The following is a 20828-nucleotide window of genomic DNA, read 5'->3' on the forward strand; positions in this document are numbered from 1 at the left end:
CAGTTTTAACTTGCAGCTTTTCGTTGCAGACTTTAGCGAGTTTGGTCAACGGGTAAACCCTGACGAATGAGCTGTGAATACTCACGACTGGTTAAAGCTGTTTCTTTGCTTACACGTGGGTTGATATAGGCTTTTTGATACCAAGTTTTCATATCCCACTGTGGGCTAATCGCGCCTAAATCATACAAATAATTCGGCAAATAACCTGAAGCTAAAATACGGTAGTCAGTCGGTAAAGCGTCATGTGAAACGGCTTGAACCATATCAAACACCAAGGTGGTGCAATTACTGGTGAGGGTGTTATACCACTTAGGGTGCTTGGCGAGCTCGTCTGCCTTATGTAAATACTCTACAAACAGTGCTTTACTTTCAGCCTGTCCGAGGCGAACAGGAAAGAAATAGACTTGTTCATGACGAATATTACTGCGGGTATACACAATATCATGTTCGTCTGAGGCCACTAAACTCAGCTCATATTTTCTGAAAAAACCACCAATCGCTGAAAACTCTTCATTTTTCTCTTTGCGTATTTCAATGGAAAAGGTCAGTGGTGCAGTATTGGCAAAATCAAAACTGACCAAGGTATGTGCGATTTGCGGTCCCATCCAGTATGAGGTAATGATATTGACCCCAGTGATTTGATTTAGATCGAAAGAGCGGGTATCCCAATGTTCAGTATAGGAGCCGTCAGGGTGCCATGTGAAATTGCGGACATTATGAAGGGTGACATGGTCGCCTTGTTTTTCATAATGCAAGATTTTTGCTACTTCAGGTTGCCAGTCGCGGTCTTGGCGTGCGTCTAAGCTAAAATACCAAGACAACGCCAGTAAAAAGCCAAGGAGATAAAGAGCGATATCGAGGCGACGACCAAAAAAGCTTTGGGTGATATAGATGCCTGAAATGCTGAGCGCAAAAGCAATCCAGATCCCAATAAAAATACGGCTGACCAACCAACCCCAAGGCGCTTGAATCCACAATGCAAAACACAGCCAAATTGAACTGAACAAGACAAAAATACTAAACAGGATGTGGAGTAATCCAAAGCCCAGTGTCCGCCAAAATTCTATTTTGATCATGTTATGCATCGTGCTTTTAGCAAAAAGAATATGCTTTATTTTTGATAGGTTGCGAACTCAAAAGCAATTCCAGTTTTGTCATCAATATGTTGTTCTGACGCCACTTTTTTGAATGCTGCTGGAATAGCAGGGTAATGCGCATCACCTTGCACATCGAGTTCAACATGCGTGAGTTCTAAACGGTCCGCAATATCGATGGTCTGTTTAAAAATTTCACCGCCACCAATGATAAAAATACTGTCAGGTTTTTCTGAAGCTTGAACATCGGCAACAGCTTGCGCTAAAGCTTCTTCGATGCTGTAAGCCACCTTTGTACCGTCAAAAGTCCAAGAAGTGTCGCGAGTAATGACCCAATTGACACGCTTGGGTAAAGTACGGCCCATCGATTCCAGCGTTTTACGGCCCATAATGACCACACCACCTTGGGTGATGGCTTTGAAGTGTTTTAGATCGGCTGAAATATGCCAAGGTAGGTCATTGCCTTTACCTATACAGCGTTGCTGATCCATTGCGACTACATGTACAACTTCTAAGTTTTGAAAGGCCATAACGCGCTCAAATGTTGGGTCATATTTCTTACTCTTCCTCAAGGAGAGGAAGAATATCTATTAGTAAACCTTAATCCCGCTGATTCAATGCGAGATTGAATTGGACTTGATCTACTTTAAACAGCAACAGGTGCTTTAATCCCGGGATGTGATTCATAACCCACGATTTCGATATCTTCAAATTTAAAGTCGAAAATATCTTTAACCGCTGGATTGAGTTTCAGTTGGCACAGCCCTAAAGGTTCACGGCTTAACTGAAGCTTTGCTTGCTCAAAATGGTTGGCATATAAATGCGTATCACCACCCGTCCAGACAAAGTCACCCACGCCTAAACCGCAGACTTGCGCGATCATATGGGTGAGTAGCGCATAACTGGCAATATTAAAAGGCACACCTAAAAATACATCGGCACTGCGTTGATAGAGCTGACAAGACAGTTTGCCGTTATGAACAAAGAACTGGAAGAGGGTGTGGCACGGAGGAAGAGCAACCTGCCCCGCTTCTTGTGGATTCCAACCCGATACAATCAGACGGCGTGAGTTTGGATTGGTTTTAATTTCATTGACTAACCACGCAATTTGGTCAAAACCATCTTTTTCATACAAACCGTCGGCTTTTTTGGTTGCACCGAAATTACGCCATTGATGTCCATACACAGGCCCCAGTTCACCTTCTGGGCGACCAAAACGTGCAGTTTGTTCTGCGGTTGACCATTCATCCCAAATACTGACTTTGTTGTCCTGTAAATATTGCACATTGGTATCGCCTTTTAAGAACCACAACAGTTCAATCACGATCGAACGAAAGTGTACTTTTTTAGTGGTTAATAAAGGGAAGCCTTGAGAAAGATCAAAGCGCATTTGATGACCAAATACCGAGCGCGTACCTGTACCAGTACGGTCGCCTTTATCACCGCCGTGATCGAGGATGTGTTGTAGCAGGTCTAAATACGTTTTCATAAAACTCTCAAATAAACACTTCGGGGGAACAGACCTCTTAATAGAGGTGCCTGTACTTTCCACTCTAAATTATAAAATCTGCGGATGATTATACTGAATTGTGCCTTATTGCGCACCCGAGATTAGTAAGTCAGGCGAGATGATTAATCATATAAAAATTATGTGAAAGCTATTACAGAGAACCAGGTTAAAGTGGTTTTGTACAGGATTTAAACTGAAATAATTGAGTTGAATTGGATCTAAATAAGCAGCCGTTTAGATGGGCAATCCATTCCATATTTAAGGACTTCGTTAGCCGATGGTGAAACATTTGAGCTTAAGCCGAAAAAGGACTTAGGTAAGGGGTAAATTTTTTTAGTTAATTTAAGTTTAAAAAAGTACAGAGAAAAGAAAACTTTAGAAAGGTTGTGTTTTATTTTGAAAAAAAATATTACATTTACGACATGAAAGTTCAATGCTGAGCGGTTAGTATTTCGAACTCGAAAAGTTGCACACCCCTAATGATTGGGAGGAGAGTTGGTTTTAGTATGCCTTATGATCAAAACGTAAATATGAATGACGTCTATGCGCCTGCGCAAACCAATATCATAATACGTTCTCAGTCAGAGCGAAATGTTACCGCTTCGGATATTTTAAGCTCGAAGCAGGCACGAGAAAGGGCTATTAGTAACCATCAGCGTGTGGATATTGAAAAATTTACAGGCTTTTTAAGAAATATTACCCGTCAAACCAGTACCCAAAAATGTGCTAAAAGTATTCGCATTGGCTTAGAGTCTGCGGGTGCACGCTTCAAGAGTCATCCTGTGGCGGCAGCAGATTGGGGTAAGACCTTAACCAGCATTGGTTATCGTAAAATCAACTTATCTTTTGATCAGCCTAAAAAAGGCGATATTTATATTATCGACCGTACTGCAAAAAACCGTTATGGACATATTGCCGCTTATTCAGGCAATGGCTGGGTTTCTGATTTTAAACAAAGTGGTTATGCAGTTTACCGTAACCAAAATGTGAACTACAGCTATTATCGAATGGATTAAGCAGATGTTGACGGGATGTAGAGCAACTCCGCATCCCGATTAAACTCTTTTTTCACGTTGTGCGTGAATCGATACTAAAAATAAACCAATCCCACTAAAGCCGATACACTGAAGCGCCAGCGCAATTTTATCTTGCGCGGGTAGATAGCCGAGCAAACAAATCAGGGCAATTAGGGGTAGAAAAACCACCAAACGCGAAAAGCCTTCCCGATACGGATTGTCCTGAGCAATCTTCAATTGCACACCACGTAGCAGATGCATTGCAATGCCAATCATTAGACTCAAACCAATAAAAATTGCGCCAAGCTGTTGAACTTGTGCTGCGATAACAATCATCACGCAAGTTGCAATACAAATGATGAGTTTAATTTCACGGCTACAGCGTTCCGAATACCAAAAGCTCAACATGGTTTATTTGGACTCAGGCTGAGTATTGCTATGCAAAAGGGATAGGGGGGAAAATAGGCAAATCCCCAGCGCCATAAAACCAATCCCTTGTGCACCTGGAATCAACAGTTCACCATCTTTAATATTCATAAAAATCAGCGCCAAGAGTAGGGCAATCGGAATCCAAGTCAGTAGACGATACAGAAAACCTGTAGGATTTTTGGCCGCAAAATGAGTTTTGCAGTAACGACAAATCAGAAAAACAATCCCCGTACCCAAGAACATTAAAATGGCATTGAGGCTTAGGGGTTCCATCCAATACAACACACCTGTTACAACAGCAATTGCGATAAAAATAAGTAATTTTTTAAGAATAGAAATTGAGGGATTAAACCAAAATTCGAGCATGGGAGTGATGTATTTAAAAACCAAACATATGTCACTTTAGCATAATTTGGCCCTAAAAAAGGGGGCAATGATGCCCCCAATATTTAATCCGTTCATCGGATTAGCCATTATTCTTTTGTGGGCCCCAATCATAGATTTTCTTTTGATAGGCATACCATATCATCCATGCGCCGACCAGAATCATTGGTAGACTGAGGAATTGGCCTTTACTCATCCATGCGATGAACAGCTGTCCGTTGTCAGGTTCACGGAAGAACTCGACGATGAAGCGGGCCATACCATAACCGATCAGGAATAACGCTGAAACCGCCATACGAGGACGTGGCTTTGAACTGAACCACCACAGTATGATGAATAACAATAACCCTTCAAAAAAGGCCTGATAGAGCTGAGAAGGATGGCGAATTAGCTGTAGCGGGTCGGTTGGGAAAATCATACCCAGTGCAAAGTTTGGATCTGCAACAGGGCGACCATAAAGCTCTCCACCAATAAAGTTACCAATACGACCAAACATGAGCCCTGTAGGGACACATGGCGCAATAAAGTCGAGGGTTTGGAACCAAGTCATTTTGTATTTCTTACACCAGAACAGCATGGCAAGCATTACACCCAAGAAGCCGCCGTGGAAACTCATGCCGCCTGTCCAGACTTGGAACAGCCAAATTGGGTTGGCAAGGAATTGCTCAAAGCCATAAAAGAAGACGTAACCGACACGACCACCAATAACCACACCTAGAGCGCCATAAAAGATCAAATCGGAGACCATATCAGGTGTCCAACCACGTTCTTTCGCGCGGTAGCTTGCAAGTCCCCAAGCAAACAAAAAGGCCAATAAATACATCAGTCCGTACCAATGGACTTGTAAAGGGCCAAGTGCTATTGCAACGGGGTCAATATTTGGATAGGTCAGCATGCATATTCCTAGTCATTATGTTTTGAACAGATTTTAGCTGAAAGAGATGAAAAATGTTGTACATTCAATGTGTAAAGATGATGAGTATCGTTTATGTGTATTGTGGCAATAGCATGGCAGGTCTTGGATGAGATGCCATTGTGTTTGATTTCAAATCGAGATGAGTTCTATCAGCGCCCTTCGAGCCATTTAAAGCAATGGGAAAATAGCCCGATTATTGCAGGGCAAGATTTGCAGTCTGGCGGCACATGGATGGGGATAACGCCAACAGGATGTTGGGCAGTTTTAACTAACTTTCGCGATGGAAAGGATCAAACCAGCTATCCAACGTCTCGTGGACATTTGATTCAATCCTTTTTGGAGTCTGAACAAACCCCGATTCGTTTTGCACAAGCTTTAGAGAAAACACAATGCGACTATGCGGGCTTTAATCTTTTTATGGGGGATCGGCATCAGGCGGTCTACATGAGCAATCGAGGTGAAGCACCACAGGTTCTTCCGAAAGGCGTGTATGTGGTGTCGAATGGTTTGATGACTGAACATTGGGAAAAAACCAAACATTTACGTAAGCGCTTTACCCAAGAGTTCTTACCGATGTTGCAACAATCCCATATCTTACAAAGTGATTTAGAGACAACGGCTTGGGATATTTTGGAGGATGAACGCAAGATTATTTCAGACCTGTTGCCACAAACTGGCATTAGTCTGGATATGGAAGAGTTATTATCTTCGATTTTTATTCAAAGTCCTATTTATGGGACACGCTGTTCTAACTTCCTGCGCATGACCCATGAACAATGGTCTTGGCTGGAAAAGCAGCAGCAGGGTGAGTTCAAAGGAAAAATCACGGAACAGGCGGTATTCTTTAAACCATAAAAAATGCCGACATGAGGTCGGCATTTGCTGTGTTTTTGCTTAACCTGCGATCAAACCGCCATCATTACGTGTAATGACCACGGTTGCCGAACGTGGACGCGCAGTTTGGTTCGTACGATCGGTTTGGCTTGCAGGCCAGTGGCTGGTTGGTGCATCGTAGCTCTTAGAGTCTTCACCCGGATGTTGCACATTAATGAAAATGGCTTTGTGGTCAGGCGTCATGGTTACCCCCGTGATTTCACATTCAGCAGGGCCTGTGAGGAAACGACGTAAGTTTTCATCTGTAACTTTTGCACCCACAATAGTTGCTTGTTCATTTGGAGCAGTTGCAGCACCGCCATCACCCACTTGACCCGGTAAGGCTGCAAGCATCATACAGTTAGTTGTGTCGGTATACGCGCCATCATCGGTTTGAATCCACAGCACGCCCCGTGGGTCAAACCACATCCCATCTGGTGATGACAGGTCGTTGTTATCATTTAAACCTGAGAGGTTAATGTTTTCCGCCATCGCAGCTTCAGCACCAAATAAGTAAATATCCCATTCAAAGGTCTCTGCCGCTGAGTTTTCTTCTTTGAAGCGAATGATATGACCGTTGACATTGCCTTTACCGCCTTCTGGGTCGCTATAGTTACGTGGATTCGCTGCATCGGTTGTATATGCTGTACCACGGTTTGAGTTGTTGGTCAGCGTAACATAAACTTCCCCATTTTCTGGGTTAACTGCGACCCATTCTGGACGGTCCATCTTGGTTGCTTTAACCGTGTCACCTGCTAAGCGTGCAAAGGTCAGGACTTCTGCTTGAGAGCTAAATGGGTAAATGCTGTTTTGTTCATTTAGGCCATTTTGTCCATAAGCCAATTCGACCCATTGTCCTGTACCGTCATCATTAAATTGAGCCACATAGAACTTGCCATTGTTCATGTATTTGTCACCTGCTCGGTAACCTGTGTTAATGTCTTTCGGGTCCCAAGTTGCATCCGAGACAAATTTATAAATGTATTCGCCACGAGAGTCATCCCCCATGTAGAAGGCAAACGGTTGGCCTTCAATTGCACGGCTTGCACGACAGTCTTCATGTGCGAAACGTCCTAGTGCAGTACGTTTTACAGGGTTTTGACCTGCGTTAAACGGGTCAATTTCTACAATCCAACCAAAGGTGTTTGGCCCATTACGGAAGTCTTGTGTAGCAGTTGCTCCTTTAATAGTTGCATCCCAACGGTCATATAGATCTTGCGACTCAGCTTCGCCAATTGCGGTTTCCCAAGCATAACGTGAGTTCGTATCCAAATAAACGGTACGATTTTGCTCATCTTTATTTGGGATTTTATTTCCTGCTGGATCAAGGAGGTAAATAATTTGTCCTTTTTCATTCTTCTTCGGGGTGCCATCTGCATTTTTCTCATAAAGATAATCAATACTTAAGCCCAAGCCATAACGTTTTAATGCGATTTTTTCTTTCTCTGAGCGGCCTGCATATTCATCTGCACCAGCGCGTTTAAAGTATCCAATAAAGTTCTCTTCAGTGGTTAAATAAGTGCCCCATGGGGTGTAACCATTGCCACAGTTATTATGCGTACCACGCGTTTTCGTCCCGACAGGTGAGTATTGGGTCGCAAGTAAAGTAGTGTTGGCAACAGGGCCGTTAAAGTCCATCACCGTGGATGCTGTGATGCGGCGGTTAAATAACGAGTTTTGTATAATTTCAACTTTTTGATTGGTGTTGTCTTTCTTGATATGAACGACAGAAACCCCATGTGCGTTGACTTCGCGAATCACTTCATCCTCAGGGCGACGGCCATTCGGTTTGGTGGGGCCTTGTGGGTGTAAGAAGGTTTGGTTGATATATTCATGATTCATCACCAACAAGCCTTGTTCAGATGCGGTAGCGTCAAATTGACCCTTTGCAGTATCTAATCCAAAAAAGCTCATCCCATCATGGCAGTCACCTGAACGGAACTGAAAGCTTGGGCCTGAAGGTACATTGTTGTCTTCCCATGCCCCAAATGCAGGATGAATCGAGTCGCCCATTGCATAAAGTACAGAGGCAGTATAGCCTTCAGGAACCGTCACCCAATCATCTAAGTTTTTTTCAACAGGGCTAAAGGTAAGCTTTTCTGGTCGCGTATTGGGGTCGGTTGGTGTGGTGTTACCACCTGATGAGTTTGAATTGTCATCATCGTCTCCACACGCGGTTAAGCTTGAAGCTAAAGCCAATGCAGCAGCCCCACTAGCCGTTTTTTTAATTAAGTTACGACGTGAGATCCGTTTTTCTAGAATGTCTCGAAAATGGACGTTGCTTGAGTCATTATTATCCAGTTCTTGGTCTTCATGGTAAGGCGTTTGATAGGTCATGTTTATTCCTAGCGTTTTTGCTTGGTCGTTTTTAGAAAGTTACACACAAAGTAAAGATGCAATATGACAAGGTGGTGAAGCTTATATGTCAAAAACATGAAATGATCAGTAGTACATCTAGCCATAAAAAAAGCAGGCATTTTTGCCTGCTCATTGTTTAAACTCGGGGGGAGTTTAAGCTTCAGCCGCGCGCTTTTTTTCAATCAGTTTTCCAAAAAAGAGACCAATCTCAAATAAAAGCCACATCGGTATCGCGAGCATAATCATCGAAAGAGCATCAGGTGGGGTCACAAACATTGCAACAAAAAAACAGCCGACAATAATGAATTTTCGTTTTTCAACCAATTGTTGTGTGCTCACCACCCCAATCAAGATGAGTATCAAGGTAACAATAGGAATTTCAAATGTTAAGCCAAAAACCAAAAACAGTTTTAGACAGAAGCTGAGATAGCTGTTGATGTCTGTCATTGGGGCCACAGTGTCAGGAGAAACACTGATAAAAAAGTGCAAAATGGATGGCAGCGCAATGAAATAAGCAAAAGCTACACCTGCATAAAACAAAGCAATACTACCAATCAAAAGAGGTGTTGCGAGTGATTTTTCTTTTTCGTATAGCGCAGGTTTTACAAAAGCCCAAAGCTGATAAATGATAAAAGGCATGGCCAGCATGAGAGCCACAAAAAAGTTTAGTTTAAATGGCGCCATAAAGGTGGCAGTAACATCCGTTGCAATCATAGATGAGCTAACTGGAAGTTGTGCTCGTAAGGGTTCAGATAGCATTTGGTAGCTATGATTGGCAAAAGGCAATAAACAAAAAAACAAAATGAGAATTAAACCGACGATTTTAAATAAATGACCTCTTAAGATGATCAAGTGCTTAGTAATCGGCATTTCTTCAAGCAGCAGTTGCTCTGAGTCTTGAGTCACTACAGGGCTTAAGTTGCTAGATTTCATACGGCCTCCCGCATCGGTTTAAAGCGATTTTGAACACAGCCTAAATAAGGTGCCGAATCTACAGATGACTTTTGTTTCATAGGCTGAAGTGTCAGTAAGATAGGCGCTTTTTGATCTACATACTGATAAGTATGGGAGATATTTTTATTATCGAGTGTGGCAGTTTCTTGGTGTTTTTCATTTGCCAAAATATTTTGTTGTTGTATGTGTTGCATCTGAGCTTGCATCTTTTGTTCAAGCTCCTGAATTCGCTTCATTTCATTTTGCATTTGTTCACGTAATTCAGACATCCGTAGCTCACGGTCAATGTCATTTTGTACATTACTGACCATGCGTTTGACTTTGCCATACCACTTGCCTGCAAAGCGCGCCGCTTCAGGTAATTTCTCTGGTCCAAGAACCAATAGTGCGATAATGCCAAACACCAAAAGCTCTGTCATGCCGATATTGAGCATCGCAAAACTCCAATGACTTAATGTTTGACGGTTGAGTTGCTTGTGTTGCTATTTTGATGTTCTAAGGTGCGTGGTTCATTGAGTTGAGCTGCTTCAGCGTCCTCATCACGGATTGATTTTTTAAAGTCTTTCACGGCACCACCGACATCTTTGCCTAAGTTCTTAAGTTTGGCTGTACCAAAAAGAAGAATAACCACAATTGCAAAAATTAGTACGTGCCAAATTGATAGTCCCGCCATGGGTAGATCCTCATCATTTTTCGTTTTCCCTATATCAACAGGCTTGTGTGACATTGCGGTGACGATGATATTTCAATTTCAAGACAAAACGATCGCTTCGCACTGATTTTGAGGAAAAGCAGTGTTATGATGATTAGGTGAAATTTCAAGGATATTGAAGTGACGTTGCTGCTCCCTCTGTTGGCCTTTCTTAGTGGTTTATTCCTTGCATCTACCCCATTGGCAACACGGTTGAAAACAGGATTTTCAAGTCTATTAGCGCGTTGTTTTATTCCGATTGTTATTGTCTACAACATGGTGTTTTATCAGGCTGGTAGCTTTAGTTTGATGTTATTCAGTTTTGTCGTGGCAGTGCTCTTATTTTACTTTTTCTTATACTTTTCAAAGAATAAATTAAGCGCCCTATGCTTTAGTTATGTCAATATGGCATGGCTAGGCTTTCCTTTTGCGATAGCGTTGTTTGGCACAGAAATTAGTCCAGCAATGGTGGCGCTATACATCGGTGGTTCTATTTTTGGCAATCTCTGGGCGGTGACGGCTGTGAGCCAAACACCGTTAGCTTTTTCGTTTATTTTAAAAAAAGTGCTCTGTGCTCCACCCATGATTGCTTTGATGCTGGCCGTTATTTTTCGTTTCGTTGGGGTACAACATTGGTCACAGCATGATCTGATTGATGTGGTTTATAGTGCAGCCAAATTTGGTATGAGTTTCTCTGGCATGTGTGTATTGGGCATGTGGTTGAGGCACACCAAAGTTGAAAAAGCGGACTTGTGGCAAAGTAGTCGGACAGCTTTGTTAAAATTGGTATGTGGCGTGGTGCTGTGTGGGCTGAGTTATCGTTATCTTGCTATTCCTAATATTGAACAATATATTGGGGTCATGTTCTTATTGTTCTGTTTACCGCCAGCAGCCAATATTGTGGCTTTGGAAACGCATTATCAAGGTACAGGCACGTCGGCAAAATACATTGCTTCAGGTACGATCATCAGCTGTGCCGTGGTGAGTATTTATGGTTTATTGCTGCATGTATTTGCTGTGATCTAAGCACTCACTTTTAGCTGGAAATGCAAGTGCTGCGCAACGGTGATAGGGAGATATAGAGAATCTTTCGCCACCGTCCTCCCCGAGGGGAGAAGGGCAACATTACTCAGCTTAGTTTTTATTGTTCTAAACTGGCTTTAAACAGTTGCATCGCCTGACCACGATGGCTGATTTTATTTTTTTCTTCTTTGCTCATTTCTGCACTTGAAAGCCCTAACTCGGGTAACCAGAACAGTGGGTCATAACCAAAACCATTTTCACCACGTGCAGCCTCTAGTACTTCACCTTTCCAAATGCCTTGGAAAATTTGTGGAAGAGGATCATCAGCATGTTGTACTAACGCTAAAACGCATACAAACATGCCTTCAATCGCTTGACCGTCTTTACGCAGTGGCTTGAGTTCAGCTAATAATTTTTGATTATTGGCAGCATCATCGCCGTGTTCGCCTGCATAACGTGCAGAGTAAATCCCCGGTGCACCATCTAAAATAGGGATGCAAATGCCGGAGTCATCTGCAATGGCTGGTTTTCCTGAAATTTTAGAAGCATGACGTGCTTTAATAATCGCATTTTCGACAAAGCTCAAACCATCTTCAATGGCATCTTCAATATTCAATTTACCTTGAGCAATCACTTCAACAGGTAAGTTAAGTTCTGCAAATAATTTTTCAAATTCCGCAATTTTACCTTTGTTATTGCTTGCGAGGACTAATGTGCCTTGAGATAACCAATCAGTTGATGCCATGTGAAAGATCCGTGCTTTAAAAATTATGCGGTTATTTTAACAAGTCCGACTCATGGATAGGCAATAAAAAAGCACCCGAAGGTGCTGAGTTTGGAAATAAAAGCTTATTGAGCTTGAATCCACTTGTCTGCACGGTCACGTGCTTGACGAATTTGATCTTGTGTTAAGTTTGCCGCCAAGGCTGTTTTCTTGCCTTCAGAAAGCGTAATCACTTTATTATCGAGCATGCCATCACGGGTTGAAAGCTCATACCATTGATAAGCCCCCATGTAGTTTTTCTTTTGCTCTTCCATCATGGCCAAGTTAAAGCTTGCGCGGTTATCACCACGGCTGGCTGCTTTTTCAAAGTATTGACGTGCTAAAGATTCATCTTTTTTGGTGCCTAGGCCATCTGCAAGCATACGGCCAACATTTAGCTGAGCTGCCGAAAGACCTTGATCTGCAGCGGCTTTGTACCAAGCAAAGGCCTGTCGTTCATCTGCAGAGATGTCTTTACCTTGTTGATACTTGGTTGCAAGATAGAACTGCGCAGCAGGCTGACCTGCTTTTGCCGCTTTAATTAAGCTATTGATATCCATAACAGAATATTGTGCAGCTTGACTCGCAACAGACGTGGTTGGGGAAACATAATCTGCATGAGCCTGAATGCTCAAAAGTCCAACCAGTAGTGTCGTGCTTAAGAATAGTTTTTTCATAGAGCGCTCACTCGATAAATTGCGACTTCACCAAACAAATTCGGGAGACGTTTACTGAGTAAACTATCTTGTTGATCCCCATTTACAGCGAGTCGATTAATAATTCTGATGTTATTTTCCGCACAAAGTGCTTCAAAATCACGGAAAGTACATAAGTGGATATTGGGTGTGTTATACCACATGTACGGTAAAGCTTCAGAAACAGGCATCATTCCTTTAAGAGCCAAGAAAGAACGAGTCTTCCAATGAGCAAAGTTTGGAAATGTAATGATCGCCTGTTTCCCTACACGCACCATATCACGTAATAAAACATCTGGTGCATCTACCGCTTGCAAGGCTTGTGCCATGACGACATAGTCAAAAGACTGGTCTGCAAATCGGCTTAAACCCAAGTTTAAGTCTTGTTGAATAATATTTAACCCGCGACCGACCGCAATTGCAATCTTTTCTTGATCAATTTCCAGTCCATATGCGCGAATATTGTGCTTTTTGCTCATATGAGCCAGTAATTCACCGTCACCACAACCTAAATCGAGTACGCTGGAATCAGGTTTGATCCATTTTTCTGCCAGTTGATGATCAATACGCATTACACAGCCTCCTGAGTTGCTTGAAGGTGTTCAGAACCGCCCAAAAATGCACGTAATGCTTTTACATACAACGGAATAGGGAATAGGAATGAGTCATGGCCTTGTTCAGCGTCGATATCTAAATAGCTCACCGGTTTGTGATTGGTGATCAACGCATCCACAATTTCTTGTGAACGTTGCGGGGTAAAACGCCAGTCGGTAGTAAAGGACACCACGAGGAACTGACATTTGGTCTGTGACATGGCCTTAACTAAAGACTGCTCATACTCACGCGAAGGATCAAAATAATCCAAAGCTTTGGTCATAATCAGATAAGTGTTGGCGTCAAAGTTACGGCTAAATTGCTCACCTTGATAGCGCAAATAGCTTTCGACTTGGAATTCGACATCGAAGCCGTACATAAATTTGCCTGACTTTAAGTCGCGGCCAAATTTTTGTTTCATAGCTTCTTCAGACAGGTAGGTAATATGACCGACCATACGTGCCAAAATTAGGCCACGTTTTGGATAGCTGTCATTTTCAAGATAGCGACCATCATGGAAGTCTGGATCAGACAAAATTGACTGACGTGCGACTTCGTTAAAGGCAATATTCTGAGCAGACAGTTTCGGCGCACTGGCAATAATCACGCATTTTTGCAAACGGTCAGGATAATCAACCGACCATTGCAAAGCTTGCATACCACCCAGCGAACCACCAATCACCGCACTCCAGACTTGAATACCCAGATGATCGGATAAAATAGCTTGGGTTTTAACCCAGTCACGGACGGTGACTAAAGGAAAGTCAGGACCATAAGGACGATTATCATTTTCAGGGTTTGGCGAAGTTGGCCCTGTTGAACCGCTACAGCCCCCAATATTGTTCAGTGCAACCACGAAAAACTTTGAAGTATCAATCGCTTTGCCTGGGCCAATACAAGCATCCCACCAACCCGGTTTTTTATCGTCAGCATGATGGTAACCCGCAGCATGATGATGACCCGATAGCGCATGGCAAATTAAAATCGCATTGGATTTATCTGCATTGAGCTCACCATAGGTTTCAACCATCAGTTCATAACGAGGGAGAATACGACCGCATTCGAGCTCTAAGGGCTCTTCAAAAGTAAACTTTTGTGGACTAACGATACCCACGGAGTCAGCAGGAAAAGACACAGGAATAATTCGCCTTAAATCTTTGGGGTTAATAAACAAAAGGATACCACTTGAGGGTATCCTTCTAAAGTCATTTTAGTGCTAATTATTATTGCTAATACTTATACCGCAGCAGCAATCACTTGATCTGTGCTTAACACACCTTGATCAATTAAGCGGTTGGTACATGCAATAATAGCTTCAATCGATGAGGTCACAATGTTGTCGTGAATACCTGCACCGAAGGCTGATTTACCTGTTCCTTTGACTTGTAACTCAACCAAAGCCAAGGCTTTTGCATTTGCCCCAGAGCTAATACCGCGCTCTTCGTAGCTCAAGACATCAATTGGTAACTGTAAAGCATCCAACATCGCAGAGATTGGACCATTGCCTTCGCCACGTAATTGCTGCGTTTCACCATTCACTTCAACTTCAAGCTCAACCACTTGTTTTCCGTTGTTGTCATACAAACGGTAGTTTTTAGTCGAGTAATGCGTATCTTTGGTGTCCACATAAGTTTCTTTGAACAATTTCCAAATTTCTTGTGCGGTAATTTCAGTGCCTTCTTCATCGGTACGTTTTTGTACGGTTTGAGAGAATTCAATTTGGATACGACGTGGCAACACCACGTTGTAATTTGCTTCTAACAAGTAAGCAATACCACCTTTACCTGACTGTGAGTTGACGCGAATCACAGCATCATAGTCGCGGCCCAAGTCTTTCGGGTCGATTGGTAAGTATGGCATATCCCAAATTTCTTCGTTCTTTTGGAACTCGAACCCTTTTTTGATGGCATCTTGATGCGAACCAGAAAATGCGGTGAAGACCAAGTCGCCTGCATAAGGGTGGCGAGGGTGAACAGGCAAGCCTGTGCATTCTTCTATCGTTGCAATGATTTCATTGATATTTGAAAAATCTAAGTTTGGTGCAACACCTTGAGAGTACATATTCAAAGCAATCGCAGCGACATCAACGTTACCTGTACGTTCGCCATTACCAAATACACAGCCTTCGACACGATCTGCACCGGCCATAATCGCCAATTCTGAGGCAGCAATCCCACAGCCACGGTCGTTGTGACAGTGTACAGAGATAATCACGCCATCACGACGAGCAATGTTGCGGTGCATCCATTCAACTTGGTCTGCATAAACATTCGGTGTTGAAACTTCAACCGTAGCAGGTAAGTTTAAAATCACTTTATTGCTTGGTGATGCTTCCCAAATTTCGGTAACTGCATCACACACGTCTTTTGCAACTTCTAATTCGGTTGCAGAGAAACACTCTGGGCTGTACTGGAACACCCACTCCGTTTCAGGGTATTGCGCTGCATATTCTTTAACTTTGCTGGCTGCATTGACTGCTAATTGCTTCGCACCTGCAACATCGACATTTAAGACTTTTTGGCGGAAAGTTGGAGCATTTGAATTATAAATATGTACGATGGCACGTTTTGCCCCCGCTAAAGACTCAAAAGTACGTTGGATTAAATGATCACGTGCTTGAACTAAAACTTCGATATACACATCATCTGGAATGTGATTTTCTTCGATTAATTTACGGGTAAAGTCAAAGTCAATTTGAGATGCTGAAGGGAAACCGATTTCAATATTCTTGAATCCAATTTTCACCAACATTTGGAACATTTTAAATTTTTGTTCCATATCCATCGGTTCAAAAATCGCTTGGTTACCATCACGCAGGTCAGTACTCATCCAAATAGGCGCTTTTGTAATTTCGTTGTTTGGCCATTGACGGTCTGGCAAGTCAACACGTTGATACATGCGACGATATTTTTTACTTGGATCAGCCAACATCATGAGGTAACTCCTTACATAGTACGGGTTGCATTTGAGTGGGTAATAAAAAGCAACCTACTATTTATATAGATTGTGTCTATGGTCTCTATTTACAAGGGAGTCTTCAGGGTGTTTGTAAACGTAAATATTTGATACGACTTAGATTTACCGTGAGTAACCTTGTAACGTTATATTTAAGAGTTTAATCCAGTTCGGTCGAAAAGATTTTTCTTTTTTTATGGCTTTTAGTCGTATCTGAAAAAATATTTCCCTTTAATTTGATATTTGGGGGAAATATTTCCGTATATTTTTGAGATGTGTTTGATCTTTTTCTTCATTTTACGAATTTGGTTTATTTCATTCGCTTTGTTGAAGAGGTTATGAGAACTCTATGACCATATCGGGCTGTATATCTGCAAGTGTTGCAGTGCCCATCAACGCCATGGTGATCTCAAATTCTTCTTTTAAGATTTTAAGCACATGGGCAACGCCTAAGGCACCCGCAGTGGCAAGACCATAAATACATGGTCGTCCAACTAAAACCGCGGAAGCACCTAAAGCAATCGCCTTAAATACATCTGAGCCGCGACGCACACCGCCATCATATAAAAGAGGGAAGTCATTTGGCACAGTTTGCTTAATGAGTTGCAAGGCTTTCAGTGGAGGAATACAGGTATCTAAAACACGACCGCCGTGATTAGACACAATTAAGCCCTGCACGCCCTGTTGAATGGCCAGTTGTGCATCGAGTGGACTGACGATGCCTTTTAACAGGATGGGTAAATCAGTCTGTTGAACCATCCAAGCGATGTCGTCCCACGTTGGAGCAATTTTCATTAGTCCGTTAAACACGGGATGATCGCCTTCTTGCAGTTCAGGCAGTGGAATATGGGCAGGAGTGTGCGGATGCTGCATATTTTCAGGGAGGTGAAAGAAGGCTCGACGTTCACGGTCACGGATACCTGTATGTGGTGAGTCCACAGTGATGACAATGGCGGTGAAGTTTTGTGCCTCAGCGAGCTTAAGTAAAGCCAAAGATTTATCGCGGTCACCTTGCCAGTACAGTTGGAACCATTTGTAGGGATTTTCAGGTTTGAATGTTCGCATGTTTGTGTTGGTAAAAGTACTCAAAATCATATTGCTACCGAGTACTTCAGCTGCCAGTGCAGTTGCTGCTTCTGCTTCAGGATGAAACTGCTGTTGATGTCCAATCGGTGCGACAAAAATAGGATGTGGAAAGCTTTGTCCTAAGATTTCACAGCTCGTATTGCCTTGAGTGAGATCTCTTAACATGCGTGGTATCAAGAGCAGGTTTTGGAACTGAGCGAGGTTATTCCGAACACTGATTTCATCCATAGCACCACCTTGCAAATAGTGCCAGACCATCTCAGGTAGATGCTTTTCTGCCTCAATTTCATAGTCTGCAATCGTTTGCAATGAGGCAGGAATTTGGGTGAGTGGTGGCAATACAGTTTTTGATGTCATGGAACAGTCCAGTTGCTACAGTAGTTGACGTTGGGCTGGGATTATTGTTTTACAGTTCAGCCCATTTACGCATCAGGTTATGATACAGACTGGTGAGCTTGACCACTTCTTGATGTTGATCACCAAGTTGCACACGTAGGTTCTGAATGGTTTGATCAAGATTAAATAAGATATGGCGGTCAGCATCATCTCGAATCATACTTTGAACCCAAAAGAACGAAGCGACACGGCAGCCCGAGGTCACTGGTGTTACCTCATGCACGCTAGTAGATGGATATAAAATCATATCACCCGCGGGTAGTTTCACTTCATGATAGCCATAGGTGTCTTCTACGACCAAATCGCCACCTTCATATTCGTCAGGTTCGCTTAGAAAAACAGTGCAGGATACATCGGTACGAATCCGATCTTTGCTTCCAGCTACCCAGCGAATGGCATTGTCTACATGGAAGCCAAAAGTTTCGCCCTGTTCATAGCGGTTAAAATAAGGTGGCAAAATATCTAAAGGTAGGGCCGCGGACATAAAGAGTGGATGTTGTCCAAGTGCTTCTAAGATGATATGGCCTAAGTGTTGCGTAAGAGGATGATCTTCAGGGAGCTGTTGATTTTGTTTTACATTTTTTGAGAGTGATCCTGTGGTTTTTTTACCATCAATCCACTCAACTTTTGCCATTTCACGGCGAAAGTATTGTAACTGTTCTTTGCTTAATACGTTGGGGATATGATGGATCACAACATGACCTGCTGAAAATGAAAGATCTATTTAGTCTTTAAGCATATATAAAAATAGCCTCAATGAGAGGCTATTTTTATCAAATCTCAGGATGAAGAGAAATTTTAGTTATAAACTTAGTATTTGAAGTTTAGAGACAGTACTGCGCTACGACCTTCGGCTTCAGTTGCATAGTGAGATGCATAAGCTTTAGTGAAATAACGTGTATCAGCCAAGTTGTTGACATTTAACTGAAGGTCAACATTTTTGTTGACGTTGTAACGCGCCATAGCATCGTAACGAACGTAGCCAGGGACATATTTAGTATTTGCTAAGTCACCATAAACTTTGTCCATTGCAATTGCGCCAGCACCTAAAGTGAACTGGGGCATAATTTGGTAAGTGGTCCAAAGAGTTGCACTGTTTTTCGCAACGTTTGGCATTACATTACCATTATAAATGGTTTGGTCTGTACATGTTGTACCGCGGCAGCTCATACCATTTTTAGTGGATTCACTATCTAAGTAGGTATAACCCGCAGAAATCGCCCATTTATCAGTAATGTTGCCGTTTAAGCCCAGTTCAAAGCCATCAACTTTGCTTGACCCACCGTTTGTTGTGGTATTTGCATCAAGCGAGATACGAGTATTTTGTTTTTCTGTGCGGAAAATAGCAGCCGTTACATTTAACTTTTCGTTAAATAAATCCCACTTTGTACCAATTTCAAAGGTACGGCTTTCTTCTGGATCTAGATCTTTATTGACAGCCGACACCGCAGTTTCAGAACCGTCACCTGCATCGATACCAACTGGGTTGGCAGAAGTTGCAAAGCTTGCATAAATACTGCCATTCTCAGCAGGCTTAAATGTCAAACCTGTTTGATAAGAGAAAAAGTCTGTATCACTTTCAATTTTAGCACCAGTTGCATTGGTCTTAAGCTCAGTTTCAAACTTGTCCCAACGTAAGCCGAGGTCTAACAACCATTGCGGATTAAATTCAATGCTGTCTAGTAAATATACAGAAGCGGTTGTTGCCGTAGTTGTTGTCACTGCTTTATTTGCTGCAATATTGCCTAACCATGGATCTTTTGAATTTGGATTGAATGCATCAGTACACCAATAATCAGAAGCTGCACCTATTCCAAGTGAACATGCACCCGTTGTAGGTGAGCCAGTAATTGGTTTTCCTGATTTTGATGTAACAGTATACGAACCTTTATCAGATTCTTGATCACTATATTCAGCACCTACATTAAAGCTGTGCTTAATTGAGCCTGTATTGAATTTTCCAGTTAAAGCCAGTTGATCTGTAAAAGTATTAGTATCGGTAATACGAGAGTTCACACGGCGCCATACTTCACCGTTTGCAATATTTTTCTGACTGTCATCTGGCTGTGTCCAGATATAGTCATTTTTAGAGTTACTATAAACAGCAGTATTACTGATGGTTAAATTATCAGTCAGATCGTGCTCAAGTTTGATTGTACCAATTTGATTTTCTTGTTTTTGAAAATCGCGATCTAACCAACCATAGTAAATGCCTTGCTTGGCATTTAATGGTTTACCTGTTGCTGTATTATTCGATGAATTCCAATAAGGTACGCCTGAATCAGGTGTATCATCAGACTCAAGATAATAATAACTTAATGTCGCACGAGTTGCTGTGTCTAAACCAAAGGTAATGCTTGGGGCAATACCTACACGTGCATATTCTGCGCCGTCTTTCTGTCCCGCTTTATTGTTATGATGCCCCATTACTGCAACACGGCCAGCAATACCATTACCAAAGTCTTTGTTACCGTCTAAGGTAATACGTTGGTAATCATCTGTTCCTGCACCCACAGAACCTTCTAAAAAGTCCCCTTTTTTGGCAACTTTAGAAATCATATTGACACTACCACCAGCAGCGCCAGCACCACCTAACGCAGATGCAGAACCTTTCGTTACTTCAACTTGCTCAATGGCAAACATTTCACGGTTTTGAGACGTCGAGCTACGTACACCGTCCACGTACATTGAACTTTCAGAGCTATAACCACGGATAAATGGACGGTCACCATTTGGGTTACCACCTTCACCTGCACCAAGTGTGATCCCAGGCACTGTGCGTAAAGCATCGCTTAAAGTTGTAACTTGAGTGTCTTCAATCAACTGTTTAGAAATAACAGATACTGACTTTGGTGTGTCGAGTAGGGGAGCAACGAACTTGCTGTTTGCAGATTTGTCTACTTTCAAACTTTGTTCTGCTGCCGCTTCCGTGTGAATTGTTTCTAATTGCGCGATTTGATCTTGCGCAACAGCATTGACTGCAACCACAGAGAGTGTTGAAGCGATTGCTGAAGAAACCAGCTTTTTACGTGTTTTGATGAAGGCCATAACGAATCTAGTTCTAGCGTTGTAAATTAGTATGCGAATAATA

At 42.4% G+C, this 20828-nt stretch carries 21 protein-coding genes; 3 read left to right on the forward strand and 18 right to left on the reverse strand.

Translation table 11 applies throughout. The features are described 5' to 3' along the window. Positions 1–32: 32 nt before the first annotated feature. The 3 genes from PTT44_RS03345 to thyA all read right to left on the reverse strand — a co-directional run bounded on the left by PTT44_RS03345 (position 33) and on the right by thyA (position 2583). Complete coding sequence (locus PTT44_RS03345; RefSeq protein WP_168157991.1) at positions 33–1085, reverse strand: Lnb N-terminal periplasmic domain-containing protein; 1053 nt, start codon at positions 1083–1085, stop codon at positions 33–35. A 26-nt stretch (positions 1086–1111) separates the two neighbouring features. Next, on the reverse strand, positions 1112–1624 hold the full coding sequence (locus tag PTT44_RS03350; protein WP_168157990.1) for a dihydrofolate reductase: 513 nt from the start codon (positions 1622–1624) through the stop codon (positions 1112–1114). 116 nt (positions 1625–1740) lie between these two features. Further along, positions 1741–2583 carry a thymidylate synthase gene (gene thyA / locus PTT44_RS03355; RefSeq protein ID WP_005400836.1) on the reverse strand — a complete coding sequence of 281 codons (843 nt, stop codon included), beginning with the start codon at positions 2581–2583 and terminating at the stop codon, positions 1741–1743. 527 nt (positions 2584–3110) lie between these two features. Here thyA and PTT44_RS03360 point away from each other — a divergent pair. Then, the gene (locus tag PTT44_RS03360) at positions 3111–3620 is read left to right on the forward strand and encodes a hypothetical protein (protein ID WP_010325875.1); all 510 of its coding nucleotides are present in this window, start codon (positions 3111–3113) and stop codon (positions 3618–3620) included. Positions 3621–3659: 39 nt separating this feature from the next. Here the strand turns inward: PTT44_RS03360 and PTT44_RS03365 are convergent, their stop codons facing one another. From PTT44_RS03365 to lgt, 3 genes are all read right to left on the reverse strand, one after another. Next, positions 3660–4028, reverse strand: a complete 369-nt coding sequence (locus tag PTT44_RS03365) for a hypothetical protein (RefSeq protein ID WP_125273939.1) — start codon at positions 4026–4028, stop codon at positions 3660–3662. Positions 4029–4031: 3 nt separating this feature from the next. After that, positions 4032–4415: a hypothetical protein gene (locus PTT44_RS03370; RefSeq protein ID WP_168157989.1), complete on the reverse strand. Its 384-nt coding sequence runs from the start codon at positions 4413–4415 to the stop codon at positions 4032–4034. Between the two features lie 100 nt (positions 4416–4515). After that, positions 4516–5328, reverse strand: coding sequence for a prolipoprotein diacylglyceryl transferase (lgt, locus tag PTT44_RS03375; protein ID WP_168157988.1), 813 nt, complete (start codon positions 5326–5328; stop codon positions 4516–4518). Between the two features lie 93 nt (positions 5329–5421). On the opposite strand from lgt, the gene PTT44_RS03380 reads away from it, so the two are divergent. After that, positions 5422–6204, forward strand: a complete 783-nt coding sequence (locus PTT44_RS03380) for an NRDE family protein (RefSeq protein WP_168157987.1) — start codon at positions 5422–5424, stop codon at positions 6202–6204. A 39-nt stretch (positions 6205–6243) separates the two neighbouring features. On the opposite strand, the gene PTT44_RS03385 is transcribed toward PTT44_RS03380, so the two are convergent. The 4 genes from PTT44_RS03385 to tatA form a co-directional block, all read right to left on the reverse strand. After that, positions 6244–8559, reverse strand: coding sequence for a PhoX family protein (locus tag PTT44_RS03385; RefSeq protein WP_010325880.1), 2316 nt, complete (start codon positions 8557–8559; stop codon positions 6244–6246). 174 nt (positions 8560–8733) lie between these two features. Further along, positions 8734–9513: a twin-arginine translocase subunit TatC gene (gene tatC, locus PTT44_RS03390; protein WP_010325881.1), complete on the reverse strand. Its 780-nt coding sequence runs from the start codon at positions 9511–9513 to the stop codon at positions 8734–8736. Next, positions 9510–9968, reverse strand: a complete 459-nt coding sequence (tatB, locus tag PTT44_RS03395; protein WP_168157986.1) for a Sec-independent protein translocase protein TatB — start codon at positions 9966–9968, stop codon at positions 9510–9512. Before tatB ends, tatC begins: the two co-directional genes overlap by 4 nt. Positions 9969–9985: 17 nt before the next feature. Further along, a complete protein-coding gene (tatA, locus tag PTT44_RS03400; protein ID WP_004979030.1) occupies positions 9986–10207 on the reverse strand; it encodes a Sec-independent protein translocase subunit TatA in 222 nt (73 codons plus the stop codon). Between the two features lie 159 nt (positions 10208–10366). Between tatA and PTT44_RS03405 the strand changes: the two genes are divergently transcribed. Continuing rightward, a complete protein-coding gene (locus tag PTT44_RS03405; RefSeq protein ID WP_010325883.1) occupies positions 10367–11251 on the forward strand; it encodes a permease in 885 nt (294 codons plus the stop codon). 115 nt (positions 11252–11366) lie between these two features. On the opposite strand, the gene rdgB is transcribed toward PTT44_RS03405, so the two are convergent. The 8 genes from rdgB to PTT44_RS03445 form a co-directional block, all read right to left on the reverse strand. Further along, positions 11367–11993: an RdgB/HAM1 family non-canonical purine NTP pyrophosphatase gene (gene rdgB, locus PTT44_RS03410; RefSeq protein ID WP_125280830.1), complete on the reverse strand. Its 627-nt coding sequence runs from the start codon at positions 11991–11993 to the stop codon at positions 11367–11369. A gap of 104 nt (positions 11994–12097) precedes the next feature. Next, complete coding sequence (locus PTT44_RS03415; RefSeq protein WP_004692440.1) at positions 12098–12688, reverse strand: tetratricopeptide repeat protein; 591 nt, start codon at positions 12686–12688, stop codon at positions 12098–12100. After that, a complete protein-coding gene (gene metW / locus PTT44_RS03420) occupies positions 12685–13278 on the reverse strand; it encodes a methionine biosynthesis protein MetW (RefSeq protein ID WP_004979039.1) in 594 nt (197 codons plus the stop codon). Before metW ends, PTT44_RS03415 begins: the two co-directional genes overlap by 4 nt. Next, on the reverse strand, positions 13278–14435 hold the full coding sequence (gene metX / locus PTT44_RS03425; protein ID WP_126038232.1) for a homoserine O-succinyltransferase MetX: 1158 nt from the start codon (positions 14433–14435) through the stop codon (positions 13278–13280). The genes metW and metX overlap by 1 nt, the downstream gene beginning before the upstream one ends. Before the next feature lie 101 nt (positions 14436–14536). Then, the gene (gene leuA / locus PTT44_RS03430; RefSeq protein ID WP_273795534.1) at positions 14537–16234 is read right to left on the reverse strand and encodes a 2-isopropylmalate synthase; all 1698 of its coding nucleotides are present in this window, start codon (positions 16232–16234) and stop codon (positions 14537–14539) included. 357 nt (positions 16235–16591) lie between these two features. Continuing rightward, on the reverse strand, positions 16592–17698 hold the full coding sequence (locus PTT44_RS03435; RefSeq protein ID WP_168157985.1) for an alpha-hydroxy acid oxidase: 1107 nt from the start codon (positions 17696–17698) through the stop codon (positions 16592–16594). Between the two features lie 49 nt (positions 17699–17747). Continuing rightward, a complete protein-coding gene (locus PTT44_RS03440; protein WP_168157984.1) occupies positions 17748–18431 on the reverse strand; it encodes a Fe2+-dependent dioxygenase in 684 nt (227 codons plus the stop codon). Positions 18432–18547: 116 nt separating this feature from the next. After that, positions 18548–20785: a TonB-dependent receptor gene (locus tag PTT44_RS03445; RefSeq protein ID WP_168157983.1), complete on the reverse strand. Its 2238-nt coding sequence runs from the start codon at positions 20783–20785 to the stop codon at positions 18548–18550. Positions 20786–20828: the final 43 nt, after the last annotated feature.

This window comes from Acinetobacter sp. Gutcm_16 (assembly GCF_028649355.1).
Taxonomy (GTDB): domain Bacteria; phylum Pseudomonadota; class Gammaproteobacteria; order Pseudomonadales; family Moraxellaceae; genus Acinetobacter; species Acinetobacter johnsonii.